Origin of the sequence: Pseudosporangium ferrugineum, assembly GCF_003002065.1 — a bacterium.
Lineage (GTDB): Bacteria > Actinomycetota > Actinomycetes > Mycobacteriales > Micromonosporaceae > Actinoplanes > Actinoplanes ferrugineus_A.
This window is the reverse complement of sequence record NZ_PVZG01000005.1, coordinates 437,362-450,984: the sequence shown is the minus strand read 5'-3', so window position 1 is coordinate 450,984 and position 13,623 is coordinate 437,362. Positions and strand designations below refer to the sequence as shown.

Annotated in this window: 9 protein-coding genes; 8 read left to right on the top strand and 1 reads right to left on the bottom strand. The window is 74.4% G+C overall.

The window, feature by feature from the left end:
* Positions 1-29 precede the first annotated feature (29 nt).
* The gene (locus tag CLV70_RS13965; protein ID WP_106126873.1) at positions 30-1,829 is read right to left on the bottom strand and encodes an NAD+ synthase; all 1,800 of its coding nucleotides are present in this window, start codon (positions 1,827-1,829) and stop codon (positions 30-32) included.
* Positions 1,830-1,995: 166 nt separating this feature from the next.
* On the opposite strand from CLV70_RS13965, the gene CLV70_RS13960 reads away from it, so the two are divergent.
* The 8 genes from CLV70_RS13960 to CLV70_RS13925 all read left to right on the top strand — a co-directional run bounded on the left by CLV70_RS13960 (position 1,996) and on the right by CLV70_RS13925 (position 13,608).
* The gene (locus CLV70_RS13960) at positions 1,996-3,348 is read left to right on the top strand and encodes a glutamine synthetase family protein (RefSeq protein WP_106126872.1); all 1,353 of its coding nucleotides are present in this window, start codon (positions 1,996-1,998) and stop codon (positions 3,346-3,348) included.
* Between the two features lie 78 nt (positions 3,349-3,426).
* Complete coding sequence (locus CLV70_RS13955) at positions 3,427-3,852, top strand: DUF350 domain-containing protein (RefSeq protein WP_106126871.1); 426 nt, start codon at positions 3,427-3,429, stop codon at positions 3,850-3,852.
* Between the two features lie 61 nt (positions 3,853-3,913).
* On the top strand, positions 3,914-4,699 hold the full coding sequence (locus CLV70_RS13950; RefSeq protein ID WP_106126870.1) for a type 1 glutamine amidotransferase: 786 nt from the start codon (positions 3,914-3,916) through the stop codon (positions 4,697-4,699).
* Position 4,700: 1 nt separating this feature from the next.
* Positions 4,701-7,736: a bifunctional [glutamine synthetase] adenylyltransferase/[glutamine synthetase]-adenylyl-L-tyrosine phosphorylase gene (locus CLV70_RS13945; RefSeq protein WP_106126869.1), complete on the top strand. Its 3,036-nt coding sequence runs from the start codon at positions 4,701-4,703 to the stop codon at positions 7,734-7,736.
* The gene (locus CLV70_RS13940; protein ID WP_106126868.1) at positions 7,729-9,135 is read left to right on the top strand and encodes a hypothetical protein; all 1,407 of its coding nucleotides are present in this window, start codon (positions 7,729-7,731) and stop codon (positions 9,133-9,135) included. Before CLV70_RS13945 ends, CLV70_RS13940 begins: the two co-directional genes overlap by 8 nt.
* Positions 9,132-11,039 carry a polyprenol phosphomannose-dependent alpha 1,6 mannosyltransferase MptB gene (gene mptB / locus CLV70_RS39675; protein WP_483880084.1) on the top strand — a complete coding sequence of 636 codons (1,908 nt, stop codon included), beginning with the start codon at positions 9,132-9,134 and terminating at the stop codon, positions 11,037-11,039. The genes CLV70_RS13940 and mptB (CLV70_RS39675) overlap by 4 nt, the downstream gene beginning before the upstream one ends.
* Positions 10,997-12,433, top strand: coding sequence for a polyprenol phosphomannose-dependent alpha 1,6 mannosyltransferase MptB (gene mptB, locus CLV70_RS13930; RefSeq protein ID WP_106126866.1), 1,437 nt, complete (start codon positions 10,997-10,999; stop codon positions 12,431-12,433). Before mptB (CLV70_RS39675) ends, mptB (CLV70_RS13930) begins: the two co-directional genes overlap by 43 nt.
* 11 nt (positions 12,434-12,444) lie before the next feature.
* Entirely contained in the window at positions 12,445-13,608 is a 1,164-nt protein-coding gene (locus tag CLV70_RS13925) for a glycosyltransferase 87 family protein (RefSeq protein WP_106126948.1), read from the top strand.
* Positions 13,609-13,623 lie beyond the last annotated feature (15 nt).

Here is a 13,623-nt window from a genome sequence, read left to right as displayed (position 1 = left end):
GAGGTGAGTGCGGCCGGTCACATCCGTGCTCAGGCCCCCTCGCGGAAGCGGTTGGTGATCGGCAGCCGGCGGTCGCGGCCGAACGCCTTGATGGAGATCTTCGTGCCCGGGGCGGACTGGCGGCGCTTGTACTCGGCGATGTCGACCATCCGCAGCACCCGGTCGACCAGCGCCGCGTCGTGCCCGGCGGCGATCAGGTCGTCGCGGCCCCGGTCGCCGTCGATGTAGCCGCTGAGGATCGCGTCGAGCACGTCGTAGTCCGGCAGCGAGTCGGTGTCGACCTGCCCGGGGCGCAACTCGGCCGAGGGCGGCTTGGTGATGGAGTTCTCCGGGATCGGCGGTTCGCCGCCGCGCCGGGCGGCGTCGGAGTTGCGCCACTTCGCGAGGCGCCAGACCATCGTCTTCGGTACGTCCTTGAGCGGGTTGAAGCCGCCGACCGAGTCGCCGTACAGGGTCGAGTAGCCGACCGCGAGCTCGCTCTTGTTGCCGGTGGTCAGGACGAGGTGGCCCTCCTGGTTCGACAGGGCCATGAGGATGACCCCGCGGACCCGGGCCTGGAGGTTCTCCACCGCGAGCCCGGAGAGCGACATGTTCGCCAGGAACGCGTCGACCATCGGCTGGATCGGTTCCGACCGGTAGTCGAGGCCGGTGCGCTTGGCCAGGTCGGCGGCGTCGTCGCGGGAGTGCGTGGAGGAGTAGCCGCTGGGCATGGAGACGCCGACGACCCGCTGCGGTCCGAGGGCGTCGACCGCGATGGCCGCCACGACCGCCGAGTCGATGCCGCCGGACAGGCCCAGCACCACCGAGCGGAAGCCGTTCTTCTCCACGTAGTCGTGCAGGCCCAGGGTGAGCGCGGACCAGATCTCCGCCTCGTCGGTGACCCGCTCGGCGATGCCGCCGTCGGCCGGGCCGCCGGTCAGCGGGCGCGGCGCGACGGCGAGCCGCACCCGCTCGATGGTCAGGTCGTCGTCGCCCCGCACCTCGCCGTGCAGGGACTCGGCGGAGGCCCCGGGGGCGGGCGGCGCGGCCGCGTCGACCGGGTCCGCCTCGACCTCGACGTCGTGCACCAGGAGCTCCTCGGTGAACTGCCCGGCCCGGGTGAGCAGCTCGCCGGTCGCCGTCACGATCATCGAGTCGCCGTCGAAGACCAGCTCGTCCTGGCCGCCGATCATGTTGACGTACGCCACCGTCGCGCCGGCCTCCGCGGCCCGGCGCCGCACCAGGGGCAGCCGCACGTCGTCCTTGTCCAGCTCGTACGGGGAGGCGTTGATGTTGACGACCAGCCCGACCCGGGCCCGGCGCGCGGCGGCGAACGGTCCGCCGGCCTGCCACAGGTCCTCGCACACGGTCAGCGCCACGTCGACGTCGCCGAAGCGCACCACGGTCAGCGAGGTGCCCGGCTCGAAGTAGCGGTCCTCGTCGAACACGCCGTAGTTGGGCAGGTGGTGCTTGAAGTAGGTGGCGGCCACCTCGCCGCCGAGCAGCAGCGCGGAGGCGTCCCGCCGGCCGCTGCCGGGCACCGCGTCGGCGCTGGTCGGGGCGGGTCCGTCGGCGTCGACGTAGCCGACCACCACGGCGACGTCGCCGAGGCCGTCGGCGGCCAGGTCGGCGGCGAGCTGCCGCACCGCCGCCCGGGACGCGGCCACCAGCGAATCGCGGAAGACCAGGTCCTCGATGGGGTAGCCGGTCAGCATCATCTCCGGGAACGCGACGAGCTGGGCGCCGGCGTCGGCGGCCCGCCGGGTCCAGCGGCGCACGGCGGCGGCATTGCCGGGTATATCCCCGACGGTGGAGTTCACCTGGGCGAGGGCGAGGCGCAACGAGGGCATACGGCTATTGTTCCCCAGCGTTGGCATCCCATGTGGCGGGTCCCTGCCGTACTCTCTGTGATCGGCATCGGGGCTCACCCGGGGCGCCCGCCGGGCTGTGGTCAGCGTAATCTCGGCGTAATCGGCACGGGAGAGACTGGCCGCCGGGCGAGTACGAGGGGTTGACGTGGACCGACAGCAGGAGTTCGTGCTCCGCACGCTCGAAGAGCGCGACATCCGTTTTGTCCGGCTCTGGTTCACCGACGTGCTCGGCACCCTGAAGAGTGTGTCGGTCGCGCCGGCCGAGCTGGAGTCCGCCTTCGAGGAGGGCATCGGCATCGACGGCTCGGCCATCGAGGGCTTCGCCCGGGTCTCCGAGTCGGACATGGTGGCCATGCCGGACCCCACCACGTTCCAGGTCTTCCCGTTCGAGGGCGGCGCCAGCGGCGAGAGCGCCCGGATGTTCTGCGACATCCTGCTGCCCGACGGCAGCGCCGCGTGGGCCGACCCGCGGCACGTGCTGCGCCGCATGCTGGCCAAGGCGGCCGAGAAGGGCTTCACCTTCTACACCCACCCCGAGGTCGAGTTCTTCCTGGTGCAGGACGGGCCGCTGGACGGGTCGGTGCCGGTCCCGGTCGACGGGGGCGGCTACTTCGACCACACCACGCACTCGGTCGCCCGCGACTTCCGCCGCCAGGCCGTGCTCGCGCTGGAGCGGATCGGCATCAGCGTCGAGTTCAGCCACCACGAGGTTGCGCCCGGCCAGCAGGAGATCGACCTGCGGTACGCCGACGCGCTGACCACGGCGGACAACATCATGACGTTCCGGCACGTGGTCAAGGAGGTGGCGCTGTCCCAGGGCGTACGCGCGACCTTCATGCCGAAGCCGTACACGGACCAGCCCGGCAGCGGCATGCACACGCACCTGTCGCTGTTCGAGGGCGAGCGCAACGCCTTCCACGACGCCGAGGACCCGCTCAAGCTCTCCAAGACCGCCCGCGCGTTCATCGCCGGGCTGCTCGTGCACGCCCGGGAGTACACGGCTGTCACGAATCAGTGGGTCAACTCGTACAAGAGGCTCTTCCCGCTGCAGTTGCCGGACCGGATCACCGAGTCGCCGGCGTTCGTCAGCTGGGGTCACCTGAACCGGTCCGCGCTGGTCCGGGTGCCGGCGTTCGGCAAGCCCAACTCGGCCCGGGTCGAGGTCCGCTCGATCGACTCCGGCACCAACCCCTACCTCGCCTTCGCGGTGATGCTCGGTGCCGGGCTCAAGGGCATCGAGGAGGGCTACGAGCTGCCGCCGGGCGCCGAGGACGACGTCTGGGCGCTGTCGCCGCAGGAGCGCAAGGCGATGGGCTACGACGCCCTGCCGGAGAACCTGGCCGAGGCGATCGACGTGATGGCCCGCTCGGAACTGATCCCGGAGATCCTCGGCGAGCACGTCTTCGACTTCTTCCTGCGCAACAAGCGCCAGGAATGGGAGCAGTACCGGCGTGAGGTGACCCCGTACGAGCGGCAGCGCTACCTCGGGACACTCTGACACTTTCGCCCGGCCGGTGGATCACCCCCGTGCGCTGGTCGGATACGGTGCCCTCGGACGTTCTACGAGGGAGAAATCGTGCTGGAGAATCTGCTTGAGGGTGCCGGGCGCAGCATCGTGTTCGGCGCGGTGGGCATCGGGCTGATGGCCCTCGGCTTCGTGCTCGTCGATCTGCTGACCCCGGGCAAGCTCCGCGACCTCATCTGGGTGGAGAAGAACCCGAACGCCGCCCTGCTGCTGGCCGCCAACCAGCTGGGCATCGCCGCGATCGTGTTCACCGCGGTCTTCACCAGCTACACCAACTTCGGCGAGGGCCTGGCGTCGACGGCGCTCTTCGGCGTGCTCGGCATCGGCGTGATGGCGCTCGCCTTCCTGGTGCTCGACTGGATGACCCCGGGCAAGCTCGGCGAGGTCATCTGCAGCCAGGAACGGCACCCGGGCGCCCTGGTCAGCGCCGCCTCGCACTTCGGCGCGGCGCTCATCGTCTGCGCCTGCATCGCCTGACGGCCCCGCCGTGGCGGGGTTGCCCGGACGCGGTGTCGGACCCACCGGATAGCCTCGACGGGTGGCTACTGCACTGGTGATCGAGAACGACCCGTCCGACGATCTGCGCCGGCTCGGCGACTGGTTCGCCGAGGCCGGCCTCGACCTGACCGTCGTGCGGCCGCACGCGGGTGAGCCGCTGCCCGACTCGCTCGACGGCTTCCTGGCCCTGGTCGTGCTCGGCGGCGACCAGAGCGCCTACGCCGACGCGGAGGGCCGGCCCGGCGCGCCGTGGTTCCCGGCGACCGAGGGGCTGCTGCGCAAGGCCGTCCGCCATCACGTGCCCACGCTGGGCGTCTGCCTGGGCGCGCAGCTGCTCGCCCAGGCGCACGGCGGCCTGGTGGAGCGCAGCACCTCCGGCCCGGAGATCGGCCCGGGGCTGGTCGGGCGCCGGGACGCGGCCGACGGCGATCCGCTGTTCAAGTGGGTGCCGCTGCTGCCCGACGTGGTGCAGTGGCACGTCGACGAGATCACCGAGCTGCCGATCGGCGCGGTCCTGCTCGCCGCCTCCACCCGCTACCCGCACCAGGCGTTCCGCCTCGGCGACCGGGCCTGGGGCCTCCAGTTCCACATCGAGTGCGACGCCGACATGATCGCCGCGTGGGCCCGTTCCGACCACGCGGTCCTCGAGGAGCTCGGGTACGACCCCGAGGCCGTCGTCGTGGCGACCGCGGACGTGCTGGCCGACGTCGAGGAGGTCTGGCAGCCGTTCGTGGCCCGGTTCGCCGCGCTGGCGCTGGGCGAGCTGCCCGACGCGGACATCCCGGTGCCGGGCACCCCGCGCACCCTCCCGCTCCTCGGCCACTGAGGTGACCAGGCCCAGCCGGCTCGCCCGGTACGGCTTCGCCGACAACGGCGCCCGCGCGGCCGACCTGCTCGGCCCCGGCGGGCTGCGGCTGTGGAACCCGGAGGCGCAGGAGCCGGTCGACCCCGAGGCGGGGGAACTGCTCCAGGCCCTGTCCCGTGCCGCCGACCCGACCCTCGCGCTGCGCCAGCTGCACCGGCTGGTCGACGCGGCGTCGCGGGCGGCGCTGCGCGGCAACGGCGGCCCGGTTACCGGCCCGGGCGAGGAGATCGCCGCCGGTCCGGCCGCCGAGGCGATCCTGACCGCCCTGGCCGGCGACGCCGGGCTGCGCCGCCGGCTGATCGCGGTGCTCGGTGCCTCCAGCGCGCTGGGCGATCACCTCGTCGCCAACCACGACCAGTGGCGGGTCCTCGCCACCGGCAAGACCGGCCTGCCGCCGAACGCCGAGGGGCGCCTGGAGTTCGGCGACTCCACCGGCGAGGGGCCGCCGACCGTGGCGGCGCTACGGGCGGCGTACCGGATCGCGCTGCTGCGGATCGTGGCCGCGGACCTGACCGGGGGACGCGGGCTGGAGCCGACGATGGCCGCCCTGTCCCGGCTGGCCGACGAGACCCTGGCGGCGGCGTATGCGATCGCCGTCGCCGGCCTTCCCGAGGGCACCGCGGAGCCGCGGCTGGCGGTCGTCGCGATGGGCAAGTGCGGCGGTGGCGAGCTCAACTACGTGTCCGACGTGGACGTCATCTTCGTGGCCGCCGGCGACGAGGACCTGTCCGCCGGCACCACCGTCGCGGCGAAGCTGATCGAGGTGTGCGGGCTGGTCGCGTGGCCGGTCGACGCCGCCCTGCGGCCCGAGGGCAGCCGCGGCCCCCTGGTCCGCACGCTCGCCAGCCACCAGGCCTACTACCGCCGCTGGGCCCGTACGTGGGAATTCCAGGCCCTGCTGAAGGCCCGCCCGGCGGCCGGCGACCTGGGTCTCGCCCGGGAATGGATCGACGACCTGGCGCCGCTCGTGTGGCACGCCGCCGAGCGCCCCGAGGCGGTCGCCGACGTCCGCGACATGCGCCGCAAGATCATCGCCAACGTGCCGCCGAAGGAGGTCGACCGGGAGATCAAGCGCGGCCCCGGCGGCCTGCGCGACATCGAGTTCGCCGTGCAACTGCTCCAGCTCGTGCACGGCCGCGTCGACGAGAGCCTGCGCGACGGCGGCACGCTGCCCGCCCTGCGCGCCCTGGTCGCCGGCGGCTACGTGGGCCGCGAGGACGGCGAGACGCTGCTGCGGGGGTATCGCTTCCTGCGTACCGTCGAGCATCGGTTGCAGCTGCAGAACCTCCGGCGTACGCACACCGTCCCGGACGACCCGGCGGCCCTGCGCTGGCTCGCCGCGGCCCTGGGCTACAAGGCGCTGGCCGGCCGCGACGCGGTCGAGGCGTTCCGCTCCGACTGGGTGAGCCACGCGGCGCAGGTCCGGCGCCTGCACGTCAAGCTGCTCTACCAGCCGCTGCTCGAGGCGGTGGCCCGGGTGCCCGCCGAGGCGCTGCGGATGACCACCGAGTCGGCCGGCCGTCGCCTGGAGATCCTCGGCTTCGCCGACCCGGCCGGCGCGCTGCGGCACCTCCAGGCGCTGACCGGCGGGGTCAGCCGCACCGCGGCCATCCAGCGCACCCTGCTGCCGATGCTGCTGCAGGAGTTCGCGGACGGCCCCGAACCCGACCGCGGGCTGCTGAACTACCGGCACGTGTCCGACAAGCTCGGCAGCACCCCCTGGTATCTGCGCCTGCTGCGCGACGGCGGCCCGGTCGCCCGCCGGCTGGCCCGGGTGATCAGCCTGTCCCGGTACGCGACCGATCTGCTCACCCGCGACCCGGAGGCGCTGCGCCTGCTCGCGGACGACGCCGAGCTTCAGCCTCGCCCGCGCGAGGTGCTGCGCGACGGCTTCCTGGCCGCGGTCGAACGGCATCTGCGCGACGGCGCCACCGACCCCGCCCCGGCCATCGCCGCCGTGCGCGCCCTGCGCCGCCGCGAGCTGTTCCGGCTCGCCTGCGCCGACATCCTGAGCGAGGCCGGCGAGCTGGCCCCCGCCCACCCGCTCGACGTGCACGCCATCGGCACCGCCCTGTCCGACGTCACCGACGCGACCCTGGGCGCGGCGCTGGCCGCGGCGCGGCGGGTCCACCCGGGCCCGGACGGGCTGCGCTTCGCGGTCATCGGCATGGGCCGCCTCGGCGGATACGAGATGAGCTACCCCTCCGACGCCGACGTGCTCTTCGTCTACGAGCCGCCGGAGGACGGCCCGGAGGGACAGGCCGGCGCCGCGGCCCAGGCCATCGCCGAGGAGCTGCGCCGCGCGCTCGGCGCCCCGGCGCCCGACCCGCCGCTGGGCGTGGACGCCGACCTGCGTCCCGAGGGCCGGCAGGGGCCGCTGGTGCGCAGCCTCAACGCGTACGCGCAGTATTACGCCCGCTGGTCGAAGGTGTGGGAGTCGCAGGCGCTGCTGCGGGCCCGGTTCGTCTGCGGCGACGCGGAGCTCGGCCGCCGCTTCGAGCAGCTCGCCGACGGCATGCGCTACCCGGACGGCGGGCTGACCCGCGAACAGGTCGTCGAGATCCGGCGGATCAAGGCCCGGGTGGAGACCGAGCGGATGCCCCGCGGCGCCGACCCCAACACGCACGCGAAACTCGGCCGGGGCGGGCTCGCCGACGTCGAGTGGGCGGTGCAGCTGGTGCAGTTGCGGCACGCGTACGCGCTGGAGGGCCTGCGGTGCACCCGCACGCTGGACGCGCTCACGGCGGAGCTCGAGGCGAAACTCGTCGACCGGGTGGACGCGGCCGCGATGACCGCGGGCTGGACGCTGGCCGCCCGGGTGCGCAACGCGCTCACCCTGGTCCGCGGGCGCCCCACCGACCAGCTGCCCCGGCACGGCCCGGAGCTGGCCGGCGTGGTGCAGATCCTCGGCGGCGGCGACCCGGGCGAGTTCGTCGACCGCTACCTGCGCATCACCCGGCGGTCGCGGGCGGCGATGGAGCGCGTGCTCGATGCTTGACCGGCACCGGGCGGTCCTCGGCGCGGTGGTGGTCGCGGTGCTGGTGCGGCTGCCGTTCGTCTTCACCGGGCTGTCGACGGACGAGGGCGGCTACGCGTACGTGGCCCGGCAGTGGGCCCGCGGCGACCGCCTCTACGACACCGCGTGGCTCGACCGGCCGCAGGGGCTGCTGCTGACGTACCGGGCGCTGCTGGCGATCGACGACTCGGGCTGGACCATCCGGGCCGGCATGGTCGCCGGCGGCGCGATCATCACGGTCGCGCTGGCGGCGATCGGCTGGCTGCTGGCCGGCCGGGCGGTGGGGATCGCGGCGGCCTGGATCTACGCGATTGCCGGGCTCGCCCCGCACCTCGAGGGCATGACCTTCAACGGCGAACTGCTCGCGAGCATCCCGTCGACGGTGGCCATCGCGTTCGCCGTCTGGTGGTGGCGGCGCGACCGGCCGCTGTGGGTGCTCGCGGCGGCCGGGATCTGCGCCGGTCTGGCCCTGACCATGAAGCAGTCCGGCATCGACGGCCTGGTCGTGGGGCTCGTCATCGTCGCGCTCGCGCGCAGCGGGCGGGCCGCGGCGGCCTTCCTCTCGGCCGCGGCGCTGCCGTTGCTGGCGTCGGTGCTGCACGGCATCGCGGTGGGCTGGCACTTCTACTGGACCGCGCTCGTCGGATATCAGCTGTCCGCCATGGGCGGCGACGGCTCCAACGCCTCCACCCGCTGGACCGACCTCGGCCGCCACGCCGGCGACATCGCCCTCGACCTGACGCTGCTGGTCCTCGTGGCCGTCCTCGGCTGGCGCCGCTTCGACCGGGGCGGCCGGTGGTTGCTCGGTGCGTGGCTGGCGGCCGGCTTCGTGGGCATCAACCTCGGCGGCTCGTACTGGCCGCACTACTTCGTCCAGCCGCTCCCGGCCCTCGTCCTGCTCGCCGCGGCGGCGGTGGCCGGCCTCGCCTCGCCGTGGCGGCGCCGGGCCCTCGCCGCCGCCGTCGTGCTGCCCACGCTGGTGTGGCTGGCGGCGCTCGCGGTCATGTCGCCGGGGCGCCGGGCGCAGGCCGTCCCGTACGATGCGCTGGCCGCCCGAGACGACCGGATCGCGGCCGTGATCAGGGAATCCACCACGCCGGACGAGCGCATCTACGTCCTGGAGTCGGAGGCCTACCTCTACTTCGCGGCCGACCGCGAGTCACCGTATCCGTACCTGTGGGGAAAGCCGATCGACAAGATCCCGGACGCGCTGCCCCGGCTGCGCGCCATGCTGACGTCACCGCAGCGCCCCACGCTCGTGGTCCTCGACACGCCCCCGGGCGCGGTCGACCCGAGCGGCGGGATCGCCGCGGACCTGGCCGCCCACTACCACCTCGGCACGGTCGTCGAGGGAGTGACGATCCTGCGGGCCAACCCATGACCGGCCCGTCGCCTGCCGGGCCTACTCCCGCCGGCCCGTTGCCCGCCGGCCCGTCGCCTGCCGGGCCTTCGCCTGCCGGGTCGTTGTCCGCTGGGCCGTCCGGGGCCGGGTCTGCCGGGTCTGGCGCTTCGGTGCCGGCTTCGTCGGCGGGCGGTCGGTGGGGGGCGCGGCTGGGGTGGCTCGGGCGGCCGGCGGGGGTGCGGTGGCTCGGGTTCGCCGGCTCGGTGTGCGCCGGGGCGGACGCCGTGCTGTTCGGGGCTCCGACGTGGATCCGGCGGGGTGTCTCCGTCATGAGCATCCTGCGCGGGCCGCACGGCGTACCGATCATGCTGCTCTGGATCGCCGGCGTCACCGCCCTGTGCGCGGCGTGGTGGCTCGGGCGCCGGCTCACCGTGTCGCGGCGGTGGATCCTGGTGACGGCCGCGCTGTGGATCGCGCCCCTGCTCCTCGTGCCGCCGCTGGCCAGCCGGGACGTCTACGCGTACGCCTGCCAGGGTTCCCTCTTCGACGCCGGCCTCAACCCGTCGGTGGTCGGCATCTCGGCGCAGCCGTGCCCCTGGATCGAGTCGGTGTCGGTGGTGTGGCGCGACACGCCCACGCCGTACGGGCCGCTCTGGATCGTGCTCACCGGCCTTGCCGCCTCGTTCGGCTCGCAGGCCGTCGCCGTCGCGATCTTCCGCCTGTACGCGGTCCTCGCCGTCGCCGGCCTCGCCGTGGCGGTGCCCGCACTGGCCCGGCGCACCGGCGTGCGGGAGGAGCGGGCGTTGTGGCTGGTGCTCTGCTGCCCGCTGGTGCCGGTGCACATGGTCGGTGGCAGCCACAACGACGCCCTCACCATGGCGTTGCTGCTCGCCGGACTCGCCCTGGTGACCGGCCGCCGCACCCCGGCCGGCCCTCCGGCCGTGCCCGTCGCCTCGGCTGGCCCTCCTGCCGTGCCCGCCGTCCCGGCTGGCGCTCCGGCCGTGCCAGTCGCCCCGGCTGGCCCTCCGGCCGTGCCAGTCGCCTCGGCCGGCCCTCCGGCCGTGCCAGTCGCCCCGGCCGGCCCTCCGGCCGACGCTGCGTCGGGCGAGCTTCCGGCCACGGACGCCGCACCGGCAAGCTCTTCGGGCGCGGGCGCGGGCGCGGGCGCGGGCGCGGGCGTGGGTGCGGGCGCGGGCGCGGGTGTGGGCGGCGGGCCGGGTGGGCGTGTGCTGGTCGGCGGGTGGCGGGGGACCGGGGTGCTGGTCGCCGGGGGTGCGCTGGTCGGGGCGGCGATCGCGGTCAAGACGACGGTCGGGGTGGTGCTGCCGTTCGCCGTGCTGATCGCCGCCGGGGGGCTCGAGCTGAACCGGGCGGGGCTCCTGCGCTTCGTGCGGAGGGGGGCCGCGGTGGTCGGCGGGGCGCTGGCCGCGCTGGCCGGATTGTCGGTGGTGTCGGGGCTGGGCTTCGGGTGGGCGGTCGCCCTGTCCGGGGCGGGGGAGTCGCGGAGCTGGACGTCGCCGCCCACCGCCGTGGGGATCGCTGTCAACGCCGTCGGCAAGTGGTTCGGCGCGGGGATCGACGTCGTGCCTGCCGTGCGTACGGTGGCATTGGTGTTGCTGCTCGGGACGCTGGTCGGGATCTGGTGGCGTTTCCGGCGGGGGGATGCCCTGCGCGGCGCCGGGCTGGCCTGCCTCGCCGTGATCTTCTTCGCGCCGATCACGCAGCCCTGGTATCTGTTCTGGACCCTCGCGCTGTTCGCGGTGACGACCGTGCGGATGCGGTGGTTCGAGCTCACCGTCGTCGCCTCGATGTTCCTCATCCTGCCCAACGGGGACGGGGCGTGGAAGCCGTTGCAGGTGCCGTTCGCGTTCCTGGTGACCGGGCTGGCCGGCTGGGTCGCGTGGCGCACGCTGCGCCGCCCCGGGCCGGCGGTGCCCTCGTGATCGCCGGCCCGCGGCTCGTGCGGTGGGGCGGGTTCGCCGGCAGCGTCGCCACGGCCGGGACCGCCTACCTCGGCGGGTCGGGGTTCGCACGGGTGCCGAGCATCAACCCGGGGACCCTGCTCAGCGGGCAGCGCGGGGTGCTGCTGCCGGTGCTGTGGGTGCTGGGCATGGCGCTGCTGATCACGGCGTGGTGGGTCGGGCGGCACGCGGTCCCGTCGACGCGCTGGGCCCTGCTGACCGCCGGGCTGTGGTTCCTGCCGGTGCTCCCGTTCCTGCCGCTGGGCAGCGCGGACGTTTATTCGTACGCGTGCCAGGGCTTCGTCCAGCACGCCGGCGGCGACCCGTACGCGGCCGGCGTGGGCGGCTCCGGCTGCCCGTGGCTGGGCTCGGTGGCGACGTCGTGGGTCGACTCGCCGGCGCCGTACGGACCGCTCTTCCTGATGCTGGCCGCCCGCGTGGTGGCGGTTGCCGGGGAGTCGCTCACCGGGGTCGTGGCCGGCCTGCGGATCGTCGCGCTGGCGGGGGTGGCGCTGCTGGCGGTCGCGGTGCCGGCGCTCGCCCGGAGTCGCGGCGCGGACCCGGCGAGGGCGACCTGGCTGGTCCTGGCGTGCCCCCTCGTGCTGATCCACCTCGTGTCCGGGGCGCACAACGACGCCGTCATGGCGGGTCTGATCGTCGCCGGCCTCGTGCTCGCCGCCGCGGCACAGCCGGAAACCCCCGGTTCCGCCCGGCTGGTTCTCGCCGGGGTGGTGCTCGGGCTGGCGGTCGGCGTGAAGGCGACCGCGATCGTCGTCGTGCCGTTCGCGGTGCTGGCGGCGCTGCCCGGGCCCGACAGGCGCCTGCGGGAGCTGTGGCGGCCGGCCGTGGCCGTCGGCGGGGGACTGGTGCTCGCCACGGTCGCCCTCGCCGGCCTGTCGGGGCGTGGGGCCGGGTGGGTCACCGGACTGCTGCGCAGCGGCGACACCGTGACGTGGGGATCGCCGCCCACCGCCGTCGGGCTGGTCGTCGAGGCGGTGACGGGGCTGCCCGCCGTACCCGTGACGCGGTTGATCGGGGTGGTGGTCCTGGCCGTCGTCCTGGTCCTGCTCTGGTGGCGGGCCCGGCGCGGCGACGCGATCACCGGGGCCGGGCTGGCCCTCGCCGCCACGGTCCTGTGCGCCCCGGTCTTCCATCCCTGGTACGCGACCTGGCCGCTCGCCGTCCTCGCCGCCGTCCGGGCGGAACACCGGTGGCTGCTCGGCCTGTGCGCCTTCGCGGCGACGCTCACCACCCCCGCCGGCTACAACTGGGCGCTCTACACCCGGGTGCCGGGCGCGTTCGTCGTCACCGCGGCGCTGGTCACGGCCGTGGTGGTCGCGGTGCGCCGCCGCGTGGACCGTAGGGTGGTCGCGTGACCCGCCGCACCATGATCCTCGCCGTCCTGGTGGCCGTCGCGGCGGTCGGGCTCGGCTGGTCGGCCGTCTACCACTTCTACTTCGACTCGAGCGTCTACGCCGGGGCCGTCCGCTACTGGTTCCGCGACGGGGGCATGGTCTACGACTACCTCACCCCGGGGACACCGTACGGGTTCACCTATCCGCCGTTCGCCGCGCTGGTCATGGCGCCGATGGCCTACCTGCCGCTGTGGCTGATCGCCACGATCGCCTCCGTCGCGACCGTCGCCACCACGGTGCTGGTCACGTGGTGGTTCCTCGTCCCGCTGATCCGCCGCCGCGGCTGGAACCCCCGGTACGCCCTGGCCGCCGCGTCCTGCCTCGCGCTCTTCTTCGAGCCGGTCCGCGAGACCTTCGGCTTCGGCCAGGTCAACCTCCTGCTGCTCGCCCTGGTGGCCGGCGACGTCCTGCTCGGCGTGGCGAAGGGCCGCCGCTGGGCGGGCGTGGGCATCGGGCTGGCCACCGCGATCAAGCTGACCCCCGGCGTCTTCATCCTGTATCTGCTGGTCACCCGGCGCTGGCGGGCCGCGGCCACGGCGATCGGCGCCGCCGCGGTGGCCACCCTGCTGCCCGCGGCCCTCTGGCCGGACGCCTCCCGCGAGTTCTGGACGGCCGCGCTCTGGGACACCAACCGGGTCGGCAACCTCGAGTACGTCTCCAACCAGTCCCTGCGCGGCATGCTGGCCCGGCTGCCGTTCGACGACGTCGAATCCCAGGTCTGGATCGCCTGCGTCCTGCTCGCCCTGGCCGTCTGGGCCTGGCGGGTACGCGCGGCCGACCCGCTGGGCGGCCTGGCCCTGACCGGCATCCTGGGCTGCCTGATCAGCCCGGTGACCTGGGTCCACCACTGCGTGTGGCTGCTGCCGGCCCTGGTCCGCTGCGTCGAGGTGGCCCGCGGCCACCGCTGGATCTTCTGGACCGGGGCGGCCTTCTACGGCCTGGTCTGCACCCGGATGACCTTCCTGTACGAGGCCGGCCCCAAGCCGCCACTCGCGATGGTGGGCGCGAACCTGTACGTACTGTTCGGAGCGCTGATGCTGGTGGCGATGCCGGTGGACGCGGGTACGGCCCGGGACGCGCCTGCCGAGGCGGGCGCGGACGGTGCGTTGGTGGGGGCCCGCGGCCTCAGGAGCTGATCTTCTGCTGCTTGA

Bases quoted from the DNA above. Each gene is read 5' to 3' on its own strand.
- CLV70_RS13965 (WP_106126873.1), bottom strand. From the start codon at position 1,829: ATGCCCTCGTTGCGCCTCGCCCTCGCCCAGGTGAACTCCACCGTCGGG.
- CLV70_RS13940 (WP_106126868.1), top strand. From the start codon at position 7,729: ATGCTTGACCGGCACCGGGCGGTCCTCGGCGCGGTGGTGGTCGCGGTG.
- mptB (WP_483880084.1), top strand. From the start codon at position 9,132: ATGACCGGCCCGTCGCCTGCCGGGCCTACTCCCGCCGGCCCGTTGCCC.
- CLV70_RS13925 (WP_106126948.1), top strand. From the start codon at position 12,445: ATGATCCTCGCCGTCCTGGTGGCCGTCGCGGCGGTCGGGCTCGGCTGG.